The 20,840-nt window shown below is 59.8% G+C and carries 21 protein-coding genes; 10 read left to right on the plus strand and 11 right to left on the minus strand.

What is annotated here, in order from left to right; genetic code table 11:
* The first annotated feature begins 37 nt into the window (after positions 1–37).
* From FJU08_RS06045 to FJU08_RS06055, 3 genes are all read left to right on the plus strand, one after another.
* A complete protein-coding gene (locus FJU08_RS06045) occupies positions 38–841 on the plus strand; it encodes an alpha/beta hydrolase (RefSeq protein WP_141148058.1) in 804 nt (267 codons plus the stop codon).
* 114 nt (positions 842–955) lie between these two features.
* A complete protein-coding gene (locus FJU08_RS06050; RefSeq protein ID WP_407943681.1) occupies positions 956–1,567 on the plus strand; it encodes a transglutaminase-like cysteine peptidase in 612 nt (203 codons plus the stop codon).
* 71 nt (positions 1,568–1,638) lie between these two features.
* Positions 1,639–2,364 carry an NAD-dependent deacylase gene (locus tag FJU08_RS06055; RefSeq protein ID WP_141148059.1) on the plus strand — a complete coding sequence of 242 codons (726 nt, stop codon included), beginning with the start codon at positions 1,639–1,641 and terminating at the stop codon, positions 2,362–2,364.
* A 50-nt stretch (positions 2,365–2,414) separates the two neighbouring features.
* Here FJU08_RS06055 and FJU08_RS06060 read toward each other — a convergent pair whose 3' ends face one another.
* Complete coding sequence (locus tag FJU08_RS06060) at positions 2,415–5,279, minus strand: transporter substrate-binding domain-containing protein (protein WP_235890590.1); 2,865 nt, start codon at positions 5,277–5,279, stop codon at positions 2,415–2,417.
* Positions 5,280–5,770: 491 nt separating this feature from the next.
* Here FJU08_RS06060 and FJU08_RS06065 point away from each other — a divergent pair, with 491 nt between their 5' ends.
* The gene (locus tag FJU08_RS06065) at positions 5,771–6,529 is read left to right on the plus strand and encodes a siderophore-interacting protein (protein WP_141148060.1); all 759 of its coding nucleotides are present in this window, start codon (positions 5,771–5,773) and stop codon (positions 6,527–6,529) included.
* Positions 6,530–6,559: 30 nt separating this feature from the next.
* Here the strand turns inward: FJU08_RS06065 and FJU08_RS06070 are convergent, their stop codons facing one another.
* The 7 genes from FJU08_RS06070 to fabG all read right to left on the minus strand — a co-directional run bounded on the left by FJU08_RS06070 (position 6,560) and on the right by fabG (position 11,814).
* Positions 6,560–7,441, minus strand: coding sequence for an SIR2 family NAD-dependent protein deacylase (locus FJU08_RS06070; RefSeq protein WP_141148061.1), 882 nt, complete (start codon positions 7,439–7,441; stop codon positions 6,560–6,562).
* 16 nt (positions 7,442–7,457) lie between these two features.
* The gene (nifT, locus tag FJU08_RS06075; RefSeq protein ID WP_141148062.1) at positions 7,458–7,670 is read right to left on the minus strand and encodes a putative nitrogen fixation protein NifT; all 213 of its coding nucleotides are present in this window, start codon (positions 7,668–7,670) and stop codon (positions 7,458–7,460) included.
* A complete protein-coding gene (locus tag FJU08_RS06080; protein ID WP_141148063.1) occupies positions 7,667–7,999 on the minus strand; it encodes a nitrogen fixation protein NifZ in 333 nt (110 codons plus the stop codon). Before FJU08_RS06080 ends, nifT begins: the two co-directional genes overlap by 4 nt.
* Positions 8,000–8,004: 5 nt before the next feature.
* Positions 8,005–8,778 (minus strand): 4Fe4S-binding leucine-rich repeat protein, encoded by a 774-nt coding sequence (locus FJU08_RS06085; protein ID WP_141148064.1) that lies wholly within the window; start codon positions 8,776–8,778, stop codon positions 8,005–8,007.
* A gap of 24 nt (positions 8,779–8,802) precedes the next feature.
* Positions 8,803–9,006: a 4Fe-4S dicluster domain-containing protein gene (locus FJU08_RS06090; RefSeq protein ID WP_141148065.1), complete on the minus strand. Its 204-nt coding sequence runs from the start codon at positions 9,004–9,006 to the stop codon at positions 8,803–8,805.
* 88 nt (positions 9,007–9,094) lie between these two features.
* Entirely contained in the window at positions 9,095–10,573 is a 1,479-nt protein-coding gene (nifB, locus tag FJU08_RS06095) for a nitrogenase cofactor biosynthesis protein NifB (protein ID WP_141148066.1), read from the minus strand.
* 476 nt (positions 10,574–11,049) lie between these two features.
* Complete coding sequence (gene fabG / locus FJU08_RS06100) at positions 11,050–11,814, minus strand: 3-oxoacyl-ACP reductase FabG (RefSeq protein WP_141148067.1); 765 nt, start codon at positions 11,812–11,814, stop codon at positions 11,050–11,052.
* Between the two features lie 305 nt (positions 11,815–12,119).
* Here fabG and FJU08_RS06105 point away from each other — a divergent pair, with 305 nt between their 5' ends.
* From FJU08_RS06105 to FJU08_RS06130, 6 genes are all read left to right on the plus strand, one after another.
* Positions 12,120–13,259 (plus strand): ABC transporter substrate-binding protein, encoded by a 1,140-nt coding sequence (locus FJU08_RS06105; RefSeq protein WP_141148068.1) that lies wholly within the window; start codon positions 12,120–12,122, stop codon positions 13,257–13,259.
* A gap of 133 nt (positions 13,260–13,392) precedes the next feature.
* A complete protein-coding gene (locus FJU08_RS06110) occupies positions 13,393–14,493 on the plus strand; it encodes an ABC transporter ATP-binding protein (RefSeq protein WP_181409768.1) in 1,101 nt (366 codons plus the stop codon).
* 1 nt (position 14,494) lies between these two features.
* Complete coding sequence (locus FJU08_RS06115) at positions 14,495–15,397, plus strand: ABC transporter permease (RefSeq protein ID WP_235890591.1); 903 nt, start codon at positions 14,495–14,497, stop codon at positions 15,395–15,397.
* Between the two features lie 5 nt (positions 15,398–15,402).
* Positions 15,403–16,215, plus strand: coding sequence for an ABC transporter permease (locus FJU08_RS06120; RefSeq protein WP_141148070.1), 813 nt, complete (start codon positions 15,403–15,405; stop codon positions 16,213–16,215).
* Entirely contained in the window at positions 16,215–16,907 is a 693-nt protein-coding gene (locus FJU08_RS06125; RefSeq protein ID WP_141148071.1) for a cysteine hydrolase family protein, read from the plus strand. Before FJU08_RS06120 ends, FJU08_RS06125 begins: the two co-directional genes overlap by 1 nt.
* A gap of 85 nt (positions 16,908–16,992) precedes the next feature.
* Entirely contained in the window at positions 16,993–17,757 is a 765-nt protein-coding gene (locus tag FJU08_RS06130; RefSeq protein ID WP_141148072.1) for a DeoR/GlpR family DNA-binding transcription regulator, read from the plus strand.
* Here FJU08_RS06130 and FJU08_RS06135 read toward each other — a convergent pair.
* The 3 genes from FJU08_RS06135 to FJU08_RS06145 all read right to left on the minus strand — a co-directional run bounded on the left by FJU08_RS06135 (position 17,754) and on the right by FJU08_RS06145 (position 20,793).
* A complete protein-coding gene (locus FJU08_RS06135; RefSeq protein ID WP_141148073.1) occupies positions 17,754–18,323 on the minus strand; it encodes a UbiX family flavin prenyltransferase in 570 nt (189 codons plus the stop codon). The genes FJU08_RS06130 and FJU08_RS06135 overlap by 4 nt on opposite strands.
* A gap of 86 nt (positions 18,324–18,409) precedes the next feature.
* The gene (locus tag FJU08_RS06140; RefSeq protein WP_141148074.1) at positions 18,410–19,600 is read right to left on the minus strand and encodes a PQQ-dependent sugar dehydrogenase; all 1,191 of its coding nucleotides are present in this window, start codon (positions 19,598–19,600) and stop codon (positions 18,410–18,412) included.
* A 143-nt stretch (positions 19,601–19,743) separates the two neighbouring features.
* Positions 19,744–20,793 carry a lipoate-protein ligase LplAB gene (locus tag FJU08_RS06145; protein ID WP_141148075.1) on the minus strand — a complete coding sequence of 350 codons (1,050 nt, stop codon included), beginning with the start codon at positions 20,791–20,793 and terminating at the stop codon, positions 19,744–19,746.
* Positions 20,794–20,840 lie beyond the last annotated feature (47 nt).

The raw sequence follows: 20,840 nt of genomic DNA on the forward strand, positions 1-20,840 counted from the left end.
CGCACAAAGGCACCAAAACGCACGCAAGGAGGCGATTATGACCGATGAAACTGCCCTCACATTCCTCACGGTTGAGCGCGATGACAAGCCCTTGAAGCTGGCCATGCGGCTGCGTCGGGCAACGACGACAGACACGCCGGTTCTGATCTGGTTTTCCGGCTACGGTTCGGACATGCTCGGCACCAAGGCCGAAGCGCTTGATCTTTATGCCGCCGAAAACGGGCTTGGCCTGATCCGCTTTGATTATGCCGGACACGGTGAATCAGAAGGCGCCTTTGCCGATGGTACCATCTCATCCTGGCTCGAAGATGCTTTGGCGGTGATCACCGAAACCGGCCCGAAAGAGGCGATCCTGATCGGTTCCTCCATGGGTGGATGGCTGGCGCTCAGGGCCCTGCAGGAGATGAAAAGGCGTAAACTGCAGACCGTGCCGAAAGGCCTGCTGCTCCTGGCGCCTGCGCCGGATTTCACCTCAGAGCTTATCGAACCGGATCTGGGACCACGGGAAAAGGCGGAGCTTGCTGAACGCGGTTATTTCGAGGAACACTCGATCTATGGTCCCGAACCGACCATCTACACCGCCGCGCTGATTGAGGACGGACGCAAAAACCGCGTTCTCGACGGCATCATCGAGACCGGCTGCCCCGTCACCATCATTCAGGGGCGGCAGGATCCGGATGTCCCCTATAGCCATGCGCTGAGACTGATGACGCATCTGCCCGCCGACAATGTGGTTCTCACTCTCGTCAATGACGGCGACCATCGTCTGTCACGCCCGGAGGATATCGACCGCATGCTTGACGCACTTTCCCGCCTCATTGCCGCGACCGGAAAGCCTTAACGGAAATTAACCATTTCCCGCATTTCGCTGCCGCAGCTTTCACATGCTGATTGACTTGCGGCGGCAAAAACCCTTAACTCTTTGTTAAGAATTACGGGTCGTGTGGGTATTCACGTGTTTAGTTTCAAACACATAGCGGTTTTGGTCTCAGCTGTTCCGGCTTTCGCCGGCATCGCGTTTTCTGCCTTTGCCGCATCGACCCCGGCCATGCCGACGGGTGGCATCACGTCGCAGCCGATCGGCCATTATGAATTCTGCCAGCTGCATCGCGTCGAATGTGCGATCAAATCCAGCAACACAGCACCCGCAGATCTGACCCGGCATGGCTGGGCAACGATTCAGAAGATCAATCTTCAGGTCAATGAGACGGTTGCGCCGGTCACGGATCAGGAACTCTATGGCCGTGATGAGGTCTGGGCCTACCCGACCCATGGCGCTGGTGACTGCGAGGACTATGTGCTCGAAAAGCGCCGCCTTTTGATCAAGGCCGGCATTCCGGTGACTGACCTTCTGATTACCGTCGTGCGCAAGCCCAATGGCGAGGGCCATGCGGTTTTGACGCTGCGCACCACCGGCGGCGATTATGTGCTTGATAATCTGAACAATGCCATCACACTCTGGTATGCTACGCCCTACACGTTCCTGAAGCGTCAGGCCTCCTTTGACACCGGTCGCTGGGTCAGGATCGAAAACAGCACCGACCTGCCGGTCGCCGCGCTGAAGTAAGCCGGCTGCGATGGAACCCGGCTCTTCTGGCCCGGACGCGCGATACCGCCGATCGCGGCGGAGGAGAATGCATGAAAATCCCGAAAACGGCACCTCTCATCGTCCTTACCGGGGCTGGCATTTCTGCGGGCTCGGGCCTTGCGACCTTCCGTGGCTCCGGCGGCCTGTGGGCAGGCCACGACATCAATGAAGTCGCAACACCCGAAGGCTTTCAACGCGACCCCGAACTGGTTCATGATTTCTACAATATGCGCCGCTGCGAAAGCGCCAACGCCCTGCCCAATGCTGCACACCGGGCGCTTGCTGCCCTGGAATCTTCCTGGGAGGGACCGTTTCTGCTGGTCACGCAAAATGTCGACGACCTGCATGAAAAAGCGGGATCAAGGCGGCTGATCCATATGCATGGCAGCCTTAATTCGGTGCTCTGCCTTGCCTGCGGAAGACGAAGCGAATGGCATGACGATACCGACAGCCATATCCCCTGCCCCCATTGCGGCCGGCCGGCGCTCAGACCTGATATCGTCTGGTTCGGCGAAATGCCTTATCACATGGAGGAGATCGGCGCGGCCCTTGAACAGGCAGGCCTGTTCCTTTCTGTCGGGACCTCCGGCACCGTCTATCCTGCCGCTGGCTTTGTTGCCTATGCCAAGGAGCAAGGTGCAAAAACCGTCGAAATCAATCTGGAAGACACCCACAATCCGCTGTTTGACCGCCATATCAGCGGCGATGCCACCCAAACCCTGCCAGCCTTTGTCCATAGCCTGCTGTCAGAGGCAGACCGGGGCGGCTCGGTCTGAAGCAGGCGCAGGCGCATCCCGCCTCATTTTCGGCCCAAGACAGGCGGGTATCAGTCCGCACGGACCACCCGGTTGCGCCCGCCCGCCTTTGCCGCATAAAGGCGCAGGTCTGCCCGACGGATGAAACCACCGAGATCATCACCTTCACCGGGAACCGAACAATAGCAGCCGGCAGAAATGGTCATGTGCAGCTTTCCATTGTCGAGCTGGATCGCCGTTTCGGCAATGAGTACCCGCAACTCATCCACCAGCGCTTCAAATTCCCCATCATGCGCGCCAGGGCAATAGGCGACGAACTCCTCGCCGCCGTAGCGGGCAACGAATGTGCCGTTGCCGCCCAGATGGGCCTGCATCAGCCCGGCCAGCTGCTGCAGGCACTGGTCACCGGCGAGATGGCCGAGCCGGTCATTGACTGGCTTGAAATGGTCGACATCAATCATCGCGAGCGCAAAAGCCGCTCCCTTGCCGCGGCAGAGGACAAAATCACGCTCCCCCTGCTCGTCGAAATGCGCCCGATTGAACAGCCCTGTCAGGCCATCGGTAACATTGATTTTCTGCAGTTTTTGATTGGCCTCGTTCAGCGCCTCATTGAGACTTTTGAGTTTGCGGTTCCACAGAAAGAATATCAGCAGCGCCAGCACAACGCCGCAGGCGACGGCAATCAGCAGCCGGAAGTCCACCACACGACGGAAGGGCGAAAGTCGCTGAGCATTGACGATTGTTTCAAGTTCGGTGCGATCAAGGCTGCCCAGCAGCTTGGAGAAGATCTCCCCCAGCTGCGGCTGATCACTGCGCGTGGCAATCGCCGCCTCATAGGCTTCGGCTATGCGGCCGGAGATCTTGATGTCATTGGTCTGCATCGCCGTGATCTCGAAGCCGAGACTGTCAAGCGGCCCCAGCATGGCGTCAATCCTGTCGTCGCGCAGTTGCTCCAGCCCTTCCCTTTCATTTGCCACCGCAACAAGCGTGACACCGGGATAACGCTCCTGCAACAGTTCCTCCGGCACGTGGCCGGGCACATAGCCGACCGTCCTGCCGGAAAGATCGCGCAGGCTGTCAATAAAGGGATCCGCAATCTCTCCGGCAACGGCTGTCGGAACGTCGAGATAGGACATGGTGAAGTCCCAGCTACCCGCTGAAACCTCATGCTGAGACGCAAAAGGAAGGATATCACAGCCAGTCTTTGCCAGATCCTCGGCCGGACTGCCCAGATCACTGACCGGAACGACCTGGAAGGAGAAATGGCCACGTTTTGCCAGAACCGCCATGATATCGGCGGCGATGCCGGTGAACTGCCCCGACGAATCAATGCTTGTAAAGGGAGCAGCATTCGGATCAACACAGACGCGAATAACCCCCTTTTCCTGCAGGAACCGCTCTTCTTCCGGCGTCAGCGGTGTGCGTATCTCGCTCATGCCGGCGATCGGCGGCCCGAGCCAGCGAACTTCCATCTCCTGCCAGCGCGAGACGGGGATGGCTGCGATTGCCTCGTCAATAATGCTGCGAAGATAAGGATATTTCGGACTTATGCCGAAACGCAGATCCTCCCGGGACACGCCGGGAAGTTCGAATTCGCCCCCGATCTGGACATTGATCAGGCCCAGCCGCCGGATGATAGCGTTGCCATTGGACAGCGACATAATCGCCGCATCGATTTCGCCATGCGAAAGCGCCAGCAGCAGCGCCTCCTGCGTTTCAAAACTTCTGACATCGGGATGAACGGACTTCAGCTGATCGGAAAAATAGATATCACGGCCAATCCCGATCACCTCGCCGTCAAGCGCATGCAGATCCTTGTAAGGCGCGGAACCGGAACGCAGAAACACGGCATTGGGGATCTCGTGATAGGCATCGGAAAAAAGCGTATATTCCGCCCGATCAGGCGTATAGGACATATTGGCGATCACATCGATATCGCCACGTCGGAAAGCAGCCAGCAATTTTGCCCAGTTGTCATAGACCGGTTCGAACACTAGCCCGGTCGCCGATGAAATATATTGGGCGATATCGACCGCAAGCCCCTGACCGCGCCCGCCCGACAGGAAGCTGAAGGGCTCGTAGTCGCTGATAAAGCCAATCTTCAGCGGTGGCGCCTGCTCGATGAAGGCCTGTTCTTCGGGCAGAAGCTTAAGCGGACCGGCACGTTGCGGCCGCCCGGCACGATAGCTGAGCCAGCGTTCGGTAATGGCGCTCAGATCTGCACTGGAAAGCGCCGCGACTGACTTGTCGAGGACGGATGACAGCATCTTGCGATCCGCATCATCAGGCAGTTTCAGCACACCGAGGCGAAAATCCTCCAGCGCCACGGCGGCGATATCGAGGTTGCCACCCGCCGCGACATTGGTGAAACCATTTTCACGGATAAAGAAATTGGCCGTCATCTCCGGTGCAAGCGCCGCATCGATCCAGCCGAAAGCAACCGCCGCCATCAGATCACGATAGCTGGCATATTCGACCGGTATGATGCCGGCAGCCTTCAGCGCCGGCTGATAATAGATATCCTTGATCACACCGATACGTCTGTGCCGCAGGGTTTCGATGTTCAGCGCATCCTTGATCGGATGATCGACATTTTCGAACAGAACCGTGCGCCGCAGATGATAGGGATCGGTGAACCTGATGAAGCCGCTGCGATCCTCCGTCCTGGAAATATCAGCGATCGCCTCCAGCGAGCCAAGCTGGAACTGGCGGTAAATTTCCGGCCATGATCCCATGCGGATATCGAATTCCAGCCCGGAGATCTCTGCGATCTTCCTGATCACATCAACGCTCCAGCCCATGATCTGGCCGTTGCGATAGAAGGAATAGGGCTCATTGTCGGCAACGACGCCGATGCTGATCGCCTCCTGTTCAGCAATCCAGTCGCGCTCTGCATCGGTAAAATCGGGCTGATTGAGCCGCGCTTCCGATGGCACCGCATATGCCTGCGCCAGTGAAAAAAACGTCAAAGCACAGAGAGCGCAGATGAAAACCAGCGCGTGACGAACCCGACAGCAAGACAGGGCAGGCAGCGTCAAATCAACACTCCCGCCTTGCAGCTTTTCACGAAAACCATCTCAGAATACGAAGAAATGACCCAAATCCCCGGTACCGACGTCTGCATGACCATGACTTCTCCGACTGGACGATCAAAACCGGCCACTGCCGGAAGAGCCGTCCCTTTTGCCATCGTCCCCCACGGCAGGCTGACATAGGTACCGTAAGACGCGGGAAGAAGGCAAGTTGCCATTAACGAGGATCACCACCGTAACGCGTATAGATTGGGCTATTTCTGCTATACCGCGACGAAATTACATCTTTTTAATGCGACCAGCCAGATTGAATGCATTAATAAGATAATTACACTCATATTTTAACAGGGCGGTTTCCGGCACCGTTTCTTTCTGCCTATCAATCCGAGGATGTTATGACCGAGACGACAACTGAAACCACTCCCGTGATCGAACGCGTTCGCCACGAATTGAAGCGCCGCCGACTGACCGTCGTTTCGCGCGAACAGATTTCCCCCACAATGCTGCGTCTGGTTTTTTCCAGTGACGATCTTGCCGATTTCACGTCAGCGGCGCCGGACGACCATATCAAGATCTTCATCGATACCGGTGCTGAAAAGCCGGAAATGCGCGACTACACGCCGCGCGCCTATGACAGCGAGGCGCGCCGCCTGACGATCGATTTCGCGCTGCATGAGGCCGGGCCGGTGACGGCATGGGCCATTGGCGCAAAGATTGGCGATATGCTTGAGATCGGCGGACCGCGCGGATCTGCCGTGCTGAAGGGGCCGAAGCGCTTCATTCTGATTGGTGATGAAACCGCATTGCCGGCAATTGGCCGCCGCATCGAGGAAGCGCCGGCAGGCACCAGCATCACCAGCTTCGTTGCCGTGGCGCATGAAAACGACCGGCAGACTTTCGAAACCAGGGCCGAACTTGACGATTACTGGCTGGTGCGCCCCGAGGCCGCATCCACCGATGCATCGGTCTTCCTTGATGCCCTGCGCGATATCGCTCTTGCCGATGAAACCTATGTGTGGATTGCAGCGGAAGCTGCTGTTGCCCGCGCCATCCGCAATTATCTGGTGGAAGAACGCGGCCATCCGCTGACCTGGCTGAAGGCATCCGGCTACTGGACCAAGGGCAAGGCCGACGCCACCGACAAGAATATGTGAGGCCGTCCGGCGGCGCTGGCCTGAAATGCGTCAGGCCGACGCGAGCCAGCGCCGTGTTATCGCCTCGGGCTTGAGCGCGATCACCGCAATCCCGTTCTGGGCGAGAAAGCGGCGCTCATTGCGCGTCAGCGTATCGGGATCCATGACCGCATAATGCGGCCCTGCCGAGCGCTTCATGATCTGGCGGGCATAGGTTCTGAGCATCTGGTCGTCGAAACGGCAACCGAGGAACAGAAAGCCCCGCTCCGTGCGCAGGCGCCGGATCACGTCAGGGATCGGCGTCTGAATATCGATCTCGGTCAGCACCTCGACATAATCGCTGTCGGCCACCAGAAAATTCCCGGCCGGCGCGCGGCTGCCATGGGGTTCGTAAAGCACAGTTGTCGCGAAACTGTCCGGGTCCACAGCGTCACCGGCAAGATCATAAGCCTTGGTCCAGATATCGCGATGTTCCAGCGCGCGGCTGGTACCCTGCAGATTGACCACGCCGTCAGCTTTGGCGGAAACCAGCGCTTCACGCATGGCACCGTCATACCAGCTGTCAACGATCAGCGGCAGCTTCAGCCCGGCCAGGAACATATGCAGCGCCGTCGGCGTGCTTCTTTCAGCGAAGATCTCCGACATCCAGGCGGCCAGCGTCTTGCGATGGCGGCGCTGCTCGATATATTGCGCCACCGACCACATATTGGTGCGGATGCGCGAGGGTGCGGGCTGGCGCAGGCAAAGGGCGGCAGCCACCGCCTCCGGTGCACCCGGAACCGCAGCTGTTGCCCCGTCAAAATTCAACAGGCCGGGACCGAGATAGGGAATAACCTGACCGTTCATCAGCCTTTCGCGCAGCGTGTCGGCGCATTCTTCCGCCGCAGCCCCTTCGGCCACCAGCACGATTTCCTGGTTCGCATTCATGTTCATGGCCTCTCTCCTGTCCTCAGTCGTCTTCACCAAGCTTGCGGGCATTGACTGTCACCGGCAGGCGGGTATCGCCCGGCATGTCGGGCAGTTCGAAACGCCAGCCGTTTTTCAGCGTGACAATGCCACCCCAAAGCGCCTCCCGCTCCGCCGCGATGATTGGTTCCTCGAGGTCCTTCTTGGCCAGATAGGCGGAATAGCCACTGGCGATCTTGCGGATCATGACTTTCATACGCGCTCCCCCCCTCGCTGGAGGCTGTTGAGACCGCGCGCAGCGCGCACGGATTTTTGCGGATGGTCGAGGCTTTTCAATTCACGCGCGCGCATGCCAACCAGCGTGCCGCGCTCGACCCATTCGACCGAATAGATGTAGAATTGCTGCAGGAAGGTGCCGATATCGCGGACATAGCCGGTATCGCCCTTGCGGACGAGATTTTCACCGATATCCTTGCCGGGATAGGTCCCGTCATTCTTCACATGCCGCGTCGCCTCGACCTTTTCGCCGGGGAGAAACAGCGGTCTTGAGCGGATCTCGACCTCTTCCTCGCGACCAAGTCCCATAAGCCTCACTCCTTCTTCAAAATGTCCTCAAGTCTCAGCCTGGCGCATTCGGCAACCGCCTCATCCTCGTCATTCGCCAGGCGCTGAAGCGCCTCCGGCACGATCCGCGCGGCGACGGCAAAGCGGACCCGGAAATCCTCATCCCTTGCCATCAGATGCAGCCGCTCCGGCGCCATGCGCCGCGCCACTTCGATACGCACCAGCGGCTCACGATCACCCATCAGCCCCGGCAGGTGGTCTGCCCTGATCCGGCGGGCCACCTCGCAGCGGATCTCGGGATCGGTATCGCCGATCACCAGCAGCAACAGGTCGGGCGGCGCAGATCGCGCGGCCGTCAGGCGCACCTGATAGTCGTCGTCAAAAAGCATCGGCTTCAGCGCCTCACCGCAAAGCCGGCGCGCCAGGCTAATGCGAACCCGGCGGTCTGGATCACTGCGCAATGGCAAGATGCGCGCCTCCGGCAGACGCGAGGCGGCGGCAGCGCGCACATCGGCCTCTGGATCAGATAACAGCCCGACCAGCCGAAACGGCGTGGCATAGCGCGCTGCAATCGCCCGCACCTCGAAAAAGGGATGGCCGAGATAGTGGTCGGCCACCTCCGGGTTCAGCGAGAAGAACCGGTCGATCCGGCGCGCGCGAATATCGCGCACGCAGGCCTTTTCCAGGTCGCACCGCCCGGAAACCCGGTTTTCCTCATGCGGACAGTCACTGCAGGACACCGGATTGCCGAGCCAGTCGATTGCCCCTTCGGCGGTGATGTCGAAGAATGGTTCGGCCATGCCTGCGCCCGCTCCAGTTCTCGCTCAGACGGCAGGGGCCGGAACGCAGGTATTCGGCACCGGGCAGACTGAAGCGCATTGCTGGGTGTCGAAATAACCGTCGCATTCGGTACATTTCTTGGCGTCGATCACATAGGTTTCGCCCTTGAACCTGATCGCGCCGGTCGGACATTCAAATTCGCAGGCCGAGCACTGGGTGCATTGGGAGGCGATGATTTTGAAAGCCATCTTCATTTCTCCTGTTCGATGATGGTTGATCTGCAAAGTCATGGGAAAGGGAGGAGCCGGCGGCTGCCCCCTGTCCACCGGTCCGGCATCACGCCGATGCCGCAGCAAAACCGACACCGAAAACATCTCTGTAATAGGCGCCGATAGCTGTCTCGATATAGTCAAAGCCGTAAGTGTCGCTGGCCGTCAGCCCGGCTGCGGCAAGCTGATCGCGCGGGCAATCGCCAATCTTGGCACAGAGCACGGCATCGATGCCCTCAAGTGCTGCGATCACGCCATCCAGCGTGGCGTCCTCGCCAAAGCCATCCAGGCAATATTGCTCGACCTTTCGATGGCCAACGAAGGAAATGCCCTCCGGCGTCGCCTCATAGACCTGAAACTCCCGCGCATGGCCGAAATGCTCGTTGATCCGGCCGCCGCCCTTGGTCGCAACCGCCAAGAGCAGCGTTCCGCCAGCCGTTTCCTCGATCGCGGCCTTCGCCTCGGCCTTGGCCCGCTCGCGATCCCCCCGCTCGGCCGCGACCACTTCGCGATAGGTTTCGCGCCGCGCCGGATCATAGTTCACGGCCTCGGGGATCTGATCGAGGGTAAATTCCTGACCGCGATCCTCGCCCAGCAGACCGACGGCATCGGCCCGGCACTGGCGGCAATGGCGCATCAGCTTGGCACCGCCCGACAGCTTGTCCTGCAGCGCCTTCAGCTCCATGGCGCGCGGACCGCGCTGGCCGGTCAGCCCGTAATGCGTGCCGTGGGCGGGATCGGAGATCAGCGGCATGACATTGTGAAGGAAGGCGCCGCGCGCCTTCACCCATTTGTTGACCTCGATGAGGTGCTCGTCATTGACGCCAGGGATCATCACCGAATTGATCTTGGTGAGAATGCCGCGGGCGGTCAGCATTTCCAGCCCCATCATCTGCCGCTCATGCAGGATGGTTGCTGCCTCGATGCCGGTATAGCGCTTGTGATTATAGAAGATCCACGGATAGATCTTTGCGCCGATTTCCGGATCGACCATGTTGATCGTGATCGTCACATGGTCGACATTCATTTCGGCGAGCTCCTCAACATGCTCCGGCAGCGCCAGGCCATTGGTCGAGATGCAGAGCTTGATATCCGGGATTTCCTTCGACACGGCTTCGAAGGTTTGCCTCGTCTTGCGCCAGTCGTAGCAAGCATCGCCGGGACCTGCGATACCGAGGACGGAAAGCTGCGGCACCTCATTGGCGACCGTCACGACCTTTCTCAGCGCCTGATCGGGGGTCAGCTTTTCCGAGACCACACCCGGCCGGCTTTCGTTCGAACAGTCATATTTGCGATTGCAGTAGTTGCACTGGATGTTGCAGGCCGGCGCCACCGCCACATGCATGCGGGCGAAATAATGATGCGCCTCTTCCGAATAGCAGGGATGATCCTTGATCTTCTCCCACACGGCAGGGTCCATGTCTTCCGGCTTTTCGGATGAACCGCAGGATGAGGACGAGCAACCGCCCGATCCCGGTTTTTCGAGCATTTCCGCCATGGCGGAGGACGACGCAAGGCTTTCAAGCGAAATCATCGGGCTGGACATGGGGTCTTCTCTCTCCGGTTCATCAAACTTCGAAGAGAACTGTGCAACGCCCGTGCCAGTCTAATTTATCTTTTTATTTCAATAAGATATATTTTTCACGTCGCTCTTTGTCGGAAAATCCCGAGCCAATTGTCGGGTCCGCGACATCCCTGTCCGCCCGTTTGTCGCACCCATTGACGACGGACAAACAAAAGGCGCCGCGATCGGCGGCGGCTCAGATTGCGGACAAAGTCATTCAGCTTGTCTGTTTGGGGTGGAATAGCCATCGCCTCCGTCGTCATCCCCGTGCTTGTCACGGGGATCCAGGCTCTTCTGGGCATTGGACTATAAGAGTCTTTCGCCGCGCGGACGCGCGTCGGCTGGATGCCTGTGGACCAAGCACAGGCATGACGTTAGAGAAGGGGCTAGACTTTGGCAACAGTCTGAGGCGCCGCGATCGGCGGCGCCTTTTGGGATCACGATCGTGAAGCCTCCGGTCAGTTCAGCGCTTCAAGCGATTCCGGCAGGATCTGGCCGCCATCGACGACGATCTGCTGACCGGTGATATAGCCGGCTTCCTCAGATGCGAAGAACAGCGCCGCATTGGCGATATCGGTGACCGTGCCGAGCCGCTTCAGCGGGATCGAGGCCTCCATTGTGGCGATATAGTCTTCGCCCATGCCGTCGAGACCTTCCGTGGCGATATTGCCGGGCATGACGGCATTGACGGTAATGCCCTTGGCCGCCAGCTCGATCGCAGCGGTGCGCATGAAGCCGAGCTGGCCGGCCTTGCTGGCACCGTAATGCGACCAGCCGGGAAAGCCGGTGATCGGCCCGGTGATCGACGAGGTGATGACGATGCGACCGCCGCCCGCCTTGGTCATGGCCGGCAGAACCGCTGTGACCGAAAGAAAGGTGCTTTTCAGATTGGTTGAAATCACATGATCGAAATCGGCCGCCGTCATCTCACCGAGCCGCGCGGCCGGGAAAATGCCGGCATTGGCGCAAAGCACATCGATCGCACCATAGCGCTCAACGGCCGCAGCGGTCATCGCGTCGCAGCCCTCGCCCGTCGACACATCTGCTGCAAAGCCCGAGGCATTGGCGCCGATCTCGGCTGCCACCTTTTCAGCATCAGCCAGATTGCGCGACACCACCAGCACATTCAGCCCCGCCTCGCCAAAGCGTTTAGCAATGCCCTTGCCGATACCGCGGCTGGCGCCGGTGACAATCACCGTCTTGCCCTGTAGTGACTTCAACATTTCTCGTTCCTCTCTGTGTTTCTGTTGTGTTGTTTCTGTTGCACCTGCAACGACGCTGCACATCTCAACGCCATCACCCGCTTGCTTTTTCAGCGACCTGCACAAAAGAAATGCACAATTATTCCCGTTGTTTAACTGACATACACCGGCAATGCGCCAACAGAACCGAAAAACCGGTTCCAACGTAACCCTCTGGCATGCAATGCAACATGACACTGAAAAAAAATGTTGTAAACAACACATTATTGCGACACACTTCCCACATCAAAGTTGAACATGCCAACAAGGCAGATTGGGGAACCGCGATGCAGAATTTTTCCAGACGCAATGTCCTGCAACTGATGGGGGCAGCCGCCATGGCCGGCCCGCTGATGAAGGCGGGAAAGGCTTTCGCCGCCCGTGAGAACGAGCTCAACATCCTGTGCTGGGAGGGTTACAACTCCGCTCAGGTGCTTGATCCGTTCCGCAAGGACCACAGCGCCAATGTTCACGCCGAAAGCCTGACCAACGACCCGACCATGATCAACCGCCTGCGCGCGGGCGAGACCAATATCTGGGACCTGATCAACGTCAACAATCCCTGGGCACGCAAGGTCATGTATCCGGCCGGCCTGATCAAGCCGCTGCCGAAGGATGAGTTCGAGCCCTTCTTCGACAAGATGCTGCCCCAGTTCAAGCCGCCTTACAAATGGGCGATGAGCGAGGATGGCGCCGAACTTCTCGGCATGGCCCAGCGCTTCGGACCCTATTCCTTCGTCGTCAACACCGATGTCATCTCCCGCGCCACGGCGGAAGAGCAGGGCTGGGACCTGTTCAATGATCCGAAGCTTGAGGGCCGCTACGGCATTCTCGAATCCGATGACTGGAACGTCTTCGATATCTTCCTGATCGCCGGCATCAACCCCTTCATCGAGCATTCCGATGATGACATGAAAAAGTTCGAGGAAACCGCGCTGCGCATCTTCAAGGGCGCGAAGCTGGTCGGCGATATCGCCGCCATGAACCAGGCGCTGATTTCCGGCGAAATCGACCTGCAGTTGACCGGCGGCACCTATTCGGTCTCGCCCGCCCGCGCCGATGGCTTCGCCAATCTGCGCGCTGTGACCCCGCTCAAGGGGCCGATCGACGGCAAGGGCGGCGTTGCCTGGATCGAAATCACCTCCACGGTCAACAATCCCCAGCTCTCGCCGCTGGCGACCGATTTCCTCAAATATGTCCAGGACCCGGAAGTGGCCCACACGGTTGCCTTTGCCGAAGGCACCTTCAACCCGGTCGCCCAGATGGGCAATCCGGACTGCTTCAAGCTGTTCACCAAGGATGAGCTCGACGCCATCCAGTATGACAGTCTGGAAGAGGAAATGGACCGCTGCGCCGAATATGACATCGTGCCCGATTACGACAAGGCGCTCGATATCATGACCTCGGCCAAGCGCCAGGGCGGCTGATCGCCCTTTCGCCTGACCCATGCGGGAGCCGGAAAACCGGCTCCCTTTCCATGCGCCGCCAGCCAACCCGGCATGCGGCTTGCGTGACAATTTCCGATAACATTCAAAAATTTCTTCGAAAGCGAGCATGACCATGGATGCTGCGTTGACCGCCGACCCCTCCAAGACCACGGCAAAGCCGATCCTTCAGCTCGTCAACTTGAGAAAGACGTTCGGTGATTTCGCCGCCGTCGACGGAATCAGCGTCGATATCCGCGAAGGCGAATTCGTCACCATTGTCGGCCCGTCCGGCTCGGGCAAGACCACGCTTCTGCGCATGCTGGCAGGGCTTGAAGGCCCGTCGGAAGGCTATATCTCGCTGCGCGGCGAGCTGATGAATGATGTGCCCTCCAACAAGCGGCCGACCTGCCTGGTTTTCCAGTCCCTGGCGCTGTTCCCGCACAAGACGGTGGGCGACAATATTGAATTTCCGCTGAAGGTGAAGAAGGTGCCTGCCGGCGAGCGCAAGGCCCGGGCGCTCGAACTTCTCAACATGGTGCGCCTGCCGGAAAGCTATTACGGCAAGAATGTCATGCGCTGCTCGGGCGGTGAGCGCCAGCGTGTCGCGCTGGCCCGCGCCTTTGCCTATGATCCGGATGTCCTGTTCTTCGATGAACCGCTTTCCGCGCTCGATTACAAATTGAAAAAAATCCTCGAAAAGGAGCTGAAGGACCTGCATCGCGAAAGCGGCAAGACCTTCGTCTACATCACCCATTCGCTGGAAGAAGCCATGGTGATGTCGGACCGGATCGGCGTCATGCGCGCCGGCAAGATCGTCCAGATCGGCTCGCCCGAGGAGATCTATGCCCGCCCCGCCGACCGTTTCGTTGCCGAGTTTTTCGGCGAGGTGAACAGCTTCGCCATCACCCGCGACGGCTATGGCAAATGGATGTCGGACGGTCTCGCCAAACCGGTTGCCATCACCGCCGGCAAGGAGCCGGCAAGCGGCACCGCCACGGTGATTGTCCGGCCGGAAAACATGCGTTTCATCGCCGATGAGACCGGCGCCGATAACGCCTTTGCCGCCACCATTTTCAATGAATATGCGCTCGGCTCGCGCATCCAGTATCAGCTGCGGGCGCAAAAACGCACCTTTCTGGTCGAGCTGCCGCGCGGCGCCGCCACAACGCCCGATGCTGACGGCAAGGTGCTGATCGGCTGGGATGCGGCCGACGCCATCGTGGTGGAGGGCTGAGATGACGGCGCTCCCGATGGAAAAATCAACATCAGCGGCGCCGAAGGAAAAGGGGCTCACCCTTTCCGCCGGCATCGCCTCGGCCAGCCCGGTGGTGATCCTGCTGATCCTGGGTTTTCTGGCACCACTGATCACGGTGGCGGCTTACGCCTTTGCGACACCGAAAAGCTTTGACGTTTTCACCAGCTTCACCTTGGCGAATTTCGCCGAGATCTTCTCCGCCGACAATACGGTCTGGCTCTCCTTCGGCTGGTCGCTGCTCTTTGCCGTGATTACCGTGGGCCTGCTGCTGTTGGTCGCCTATCCGATCGCCTATGGCCTCAACCATGTTTTCGGCAAATGGGCCGGCTTTGTCAGCGTGCTCTTCGTCTTTCCGCTGTTCGTCTCGGAAAATGTGCGGCTTTACGGCTGGGTGCTGTTCTTCATCAAGAACGGCGTTCTTGATGGCGCATTAAAATGGATGGGGCTCGGCGGTGCGCCGGAAGTGCTCTATTCGCCGCCGATCATCCTGTTCGGCATGGTCTATGTCTATCTGCCCTTCATGCTGTTCCCGATGGTGCTCGGCCTTGCCATGGTGCCGAAGGATCTGGTGGATGCCGCACGTGATCTCGGCGCCGGACGGCTGATGATCTGGCGTGAGATCGAACTGCCGCTCGCCATGCCGGGCATCCTCATCGGCGTGCTCTTGACCTTCGTTCTGGCGGCCGGTGCGCTGACGGAATCAAAGATCCTCGGCGGCCAGTCGATCATCACCATCGCCCAGGATATCGAAGTGGCCTTCACCTATGCCCAGAACTGGCCGCTCGGCTCCGCACTGGCGCTGATCCTCGTTGTCATCGTCAGCGGCCTGTCGCTCCTCATCCTGTCGAAACTCGATCTCGACCGCATTCTCGGGAGGCGTTGAGAACCATGGAAAAACCATCCCCCTCACGCTTTTTCATTCGGGCCTGGACCGCCTTCGTGGTGCTGTTCATCTATATGCCGATTTTCTGCGGCGCCCTGTCGGGCCTGTCGAAGAGCCGCTACTTCATCTTCCCGGTGAAGAAATGGTCCTTCGAATGGTGGCAGAAGACATTTGATTCCTTCGAGATCCATCAGCTGCTCAACAATTCGCTGCTGATCGCCTTCATCGTCACCATCATCTCCGTCGTCATCGGCTTTTTCGGTGCGCTCGCCTTTGCCCGCTATGACTGGAAGGGCCGCCGGCTCTACCAGAAGCTCCTGCTCCTGCCGGTCTTCTTTCCCCAGCCGGTGCTGGGTCTGGCGCTGCTGCTCTGGTTCAATGCGCTTGGCATCAGCCCGAGCTGGCAGACGGCCGTGGTCGCGCATCTGGTCTGGATCGTGCCGGTCGTGACACTGGTGATTGCCATTCAGGTCTATGGCTTCGACCCGACGCTGGAGGAGGCCGCCCGCGATCTCGGCGCCGACAATATCACCATCCTGAAAGAGGTGACGCTGCCGATCCTGTGGCCCGGCATCTGGTCCGGTGCGCTGTTTGCCTTTCTTCTGTCCTGGGGCAATTTCCCGCTGTCGCTCTATACGACCGGCGTCGACTCGACGATCCCGAAATGGCTCTATGCCAAAATGGTCGCCGGCTACACGCCGATGGTGACAGCCCTCGGCACGATGAGTACGCTCGCCGCCGCTGCCGTTCTGCTGCTTGCAGGCTTCTTTGCGCTTTTGGCAGCCAAGGCCCGTGAACGCGGCAGGGAGAGCATCTGATGAGCTGGAAAAGCAAATGGCGGTCCTTCTACTATCAGGGCGCGCCGGAACCGGCCGATCCAGTGCTGGAAAAGGGCAAGGTGGCGCTGCTGATCATCGACGTGCAGAACACCTATCTCCAACGCCCCGACCCCGAAACGCTCACGGACGCGGAACTGGCGCGCTACCATGCATGGACACCGTTTCATGACCGCATGCATGGCACGGTCATTCCCAACAGTCAGAAACTGCTGCAAGCCTTCCGCGCCCGCGGGCTCGACATACTCTATGCCCGCATTGCAGCGCTTCGAACCGATGGCCGCGACCGTTCGCTGTCGCAGAAAAAGCCCGGCTGGAACGATCTGCTTCTGCCGAAGGATGAATGGGACAGCCAGATCATCAACGCGCTTGCCCCGGAAAAAGACGAGATCGTTGTTACCAAGACCACCGATAGCGCGCTCACCGGCACCAATCTGCGCCTCGTGCTCGGCAATCTCGGCATAACCCATGTGGTCTGCGCCGGCATCTTCACCGATCAATGCGTCGCCTCCACCGTGCGCAGCCTCGCCGATGAAAGCTTCGACGTGATCATTGCCGAAGATGCCTGCGCGGCGGGCAGTGCCGAACTGCATGAGCGCGAGATCGAGATCATGAACATGATCTATGCCAGCGTCATGTCATCAGACGAGCTGATCGCCTATCTGCCGGAATGAGCAGCCGTTCTTGCCCAAAGACGTTGAACCTGCAACAAGAGCGGTTCGAACTCACACATTGCGACGACGGAGGCCGGGGGAGCGCATGAAACTGTCCAAATCGGAACGCCAGGCCCAGATCCTGACCGAACTCAACGGGACGGCGAGCCTGCGTGTGGCAGAACTCGCCCGCCGCATGGACGTTTCCACCGAAACCATCCGCCGCGATCTCGACGAGATGACCGAACAGGGCCTCTTGAACCGCACCTATGGCGGTGCCACCCGCTCGCTCTCAAGTGAGCCCGCCGTCTCGGAGCGCCACACCCTGTTCATCTCAGAGCGTGAGCGCATTGCCAAGGCCACCATCCCACTGATCCGCGATGCCCGTATCCTGATGATCGGCTCCGGCTCCACCACCGTTCACGTCGCCCGCCGCATTGCGGTGGAGATGCGCGATATCACCGTTCTGACCCATGCTTTCGGCGTTGCAACCGTGCTGTCGATGAACCCGACCATCAAGGTGCTGATGCTGCCCGGCGACTATCACGCCGATGAAGGGGCGACCGTCGGCGTTCACACCGTCTCCTTCCTCAACGACTATTTTGCCGATGCCGCCATTCTCGGCGCCTCAGGCCTTGCCGAGGACGGGCCGACCGATGCGCTGATCGAATGTGCCTCGGTCTATTCCGCCATGGTGCTGCGTTCCTCGCGCACCATCGTCACCGCTGATCATTCCAAGCATGGGCGGATTTTCCCGGCCCGCTATTCCAGCTGGAAAAAGCTCGATCAGCTGGTCACTGACATGGCACCGACCGGGAGCCTCGCCCGCGCACTGACCCAGCACAATATCGATGTGACGATCGCGGATTAATCCTCAAGCCCGTTCCAGCGGCTGATCTCGCTCTCGACGCCGAACAGATCCAGCATGCGGCCGCAGGTCTGGCGAACCATGGCGTCGAGACTGTCAGGCGCTGCGTAAAAGGCCGGTACCGGCGGGGCGATCACCGCGCCGATTTCGGCGAGCTGGGTCAGCATGCGCAAATGGCCGAGATGCAGCGGTGTTTCGCGCACCATCAGCACCAGGCGGCGCTTTTCCTTCAGCACGACATCGCCGGCGCGGGTCAGAAGGCTGGAGGTCACGCCGGTCGCCATCTCCGATGCCGAGCGGATCGAACAGGGGGCGACCACCATGCCCAGCGTTTTGAAGGAGCCACTGGCAATCGCCGCCCCGACATCATCTGAGGGATAGATCCGGTCCGTGCGGCTCTCAAGCTCTTCAAGCCCAAGCCCCGTTTCATGTTTCAGCGTCCGGCATGCCGCATTGGAAACGACCAGATGGGTTTCGACACCGGCCTGGCGCGCCATATCCAGCATCGTCAGACCGTAAATGGCACCGGATGCACCCGAAATGCCAATGATGAGGCGTTTTGTCTCCATCCCGCTCGCTCTGCTGCCGGTTGAACTTCAGCAAGACTAGCGGCAGGCTCCGGCATCTGCCTTGCGCTGGCGCAAGACCAGACCTTTCACGGCGTCAGCTGCATCAATGCGCCACCGGCACCGTCTGTCAGCACCATGACCGTACCATCGCGGGCCACGTCAACATCTCGGATCCGCGCCATGCCCTGAAGGTAGCGCGCCTCACCCGTCACCCGGTCACCGTCCAGCGTGAGGCGCACCAGCGCCTGGCCTGCCAGCCCGCCAATCAGCACGGAGCCCCGCCAGTCTGGAAACACATCACCGTCATAAAAGGCCATGCCGCTCGGCGCGATCACCGGGTCCCAGTAATAGACCGGCTGTTCCATGCCGTTCTGCTGCGTCAGACCCTCGCCGATCGGCTGACCATTATAGTTGATGCCATAGGTGATCACCGGCCAGCCATAATTCCTGCCCGCTTCCGGATGGTTGAGCTCATCGCCGCCGCGCGGCCCATGCTCGACGGTCCAGAGCCTGCCATTAGGCCCAAGCGCTGCCGACTGGAGATTGCGATGGCCATAGGACCAGATCTCCGGCCGGCCGCCGGCAATGGCAGGATTGCCAGCCGCCGGCCCGCCATCGGGGTCAATGCGGATCACCTTGCCGAGATCGGTTGAAACATCCTGCGCCAGCTGGCGCGGCGCGGGCTTGGAGCGCTCGCCCGTTGTCACGAACAGCATGCCGTCACGATCGAAAACGAGACGTGAACCGAAATGGGCCGATGAATTCCAGGCCGGTTGCTGGCGGAAGATCACCGCGACATTTTCCATCGCCGTGTCATCGGCCGATAGCGTTCCGGTGGCAACGGCGGTGGCATTCGTCCCGCCCTCACGCGGTTCGGCATAGGACCACCAGACCCGGCGTGTCGCATCGAAATCATCGCGCACCACGACATCAAGCAGACCGCCCTGGCCGCCATAGGCAACGGCAGGCATGCCGGAAACCGGAGCAGACACGGCACCGTCCATGCTGACAATGACAAGATTGCCCGGCCGTTCCGTCACCAGATAGCGCCCATCCGGCAGCTGATCCATGCCCCAGGGACTGTCGAGACCTTCGGCAATGACCTTGCGGTTCAGTTCAACGCCCTGATCAAGAACCGGGGCGCGGGTCTGCCCTGCAAAGGCCGGATGCTGATCCGGCGCATTCGGCGGGGCAGCGTTGAAATCCTTGGCCGACGCACAGCCCGTGGCCAATGCCAGAACGGTCAAGACGGTGGTGATCCCGGGTTTCATCCGCATCTTTCTCCCTTTGGCGCCAAAAGGCGCATCACGCCCGAAAAAGCGGGCCATGATCTCAAACTGGGGAGCAGCGGGCGAAGTTCCAGTGCTGCCGGCTGAAAAGCCTTATCGGCTGGCAGCATGATTGGCTGAAGCCAGCTGGCTCACGGAATATGGTTGAGCCACTCATCGGAGGAGAACTTGCCGGCGGCGAGTTTTTCCGCCGCCGCGACTTCCGCTTCTGTCAGCGCGCTTTTCTTTCCGCCATTCAGGCCGATGAAGGTATCGGTCATCGATTTCAGGATCGCCTCGCGCGGCAGGCCGGTCTGCGACTTCAGCGGATCAACACGCTTGGCAGCGCTGGCCGTGCCCTTGTCGGACAGTTTCTCGCGGCCGATGCGCAGCACCTTGGTCATTTTGCCGGCATCCATGTCATAAGCCATGGTGACGTGATGCAGCACCGTGCCGTTGGAGAAGCGCTTCTGCGCCGCGCCGCCGATCTTGCCCTCGGGCGAGGCAATATCGTTGAGCGGCTTGTAGAAAGCCGCAATGCCCACCTCATTCAGCGCCTTCAGCACCCACTGGTCGAGAAAGGCGTAGGAATCGGCAAAGCTCATATCCGCGACCAGCTCGGCCGGCGCATAGAGCGAATAGGTGATGATCGAGCCGGGTTCGACAAACATCGCCCCGCCACCGGTCACGCGGCGCACGACCTCGACGCCATATTCGCTGCAGGCCGCCATATCGACCTCGTTCTTCAGCGACTGGAACGAGCCGATGATGATGGCAGGCCGTTCCCATTCCCAGAAACGCAATGTCGGCGCACGCCGCCCGGAGCCGACCTCGGCCGCCAGCACTTCTTCGAGCGCCATATGCATGGTCGGCACGAAGGGCTGTCCGTCAAGGATCTCCCATTCATAATCGCGCCAGGTCTTGGCAACGCCAAGCGCACGCCTGACCGCAATGGCAATCGCCTCGACCGAAAAGCCGATCAGCGCCGCATCAGGCCGGATCCCGGCATTAAGCGCAGCCACAATCGTCTCCACCGAGGCCGTAGCGGGCAGACCGTTCAGGCTGTTGCAGATATCGGTGAGCGCCTCGGCCGGTTCGAGAAAGAAATCACCGGCGATCTGCACATCGGCAAGCTTGCCGTCGCGGACCTCAAGATCGCAAACCACCAGCTTGCCGCCGTGAACCTTATATTCTCCGTGCATGGCTTTCCTCATCCATTCCTGTTTCGGCGGTTTTCCGCTTCTTCAAC

This window comes from Martelella alba (assembly GCF_006516955.1).
Classification (GTDB): domain Bacteria; phylum Pseudomonadota; class Alphaproteobacteria; order Rhizobiales; family Rhizobiaceae; genus Martelella; species Martelella alba.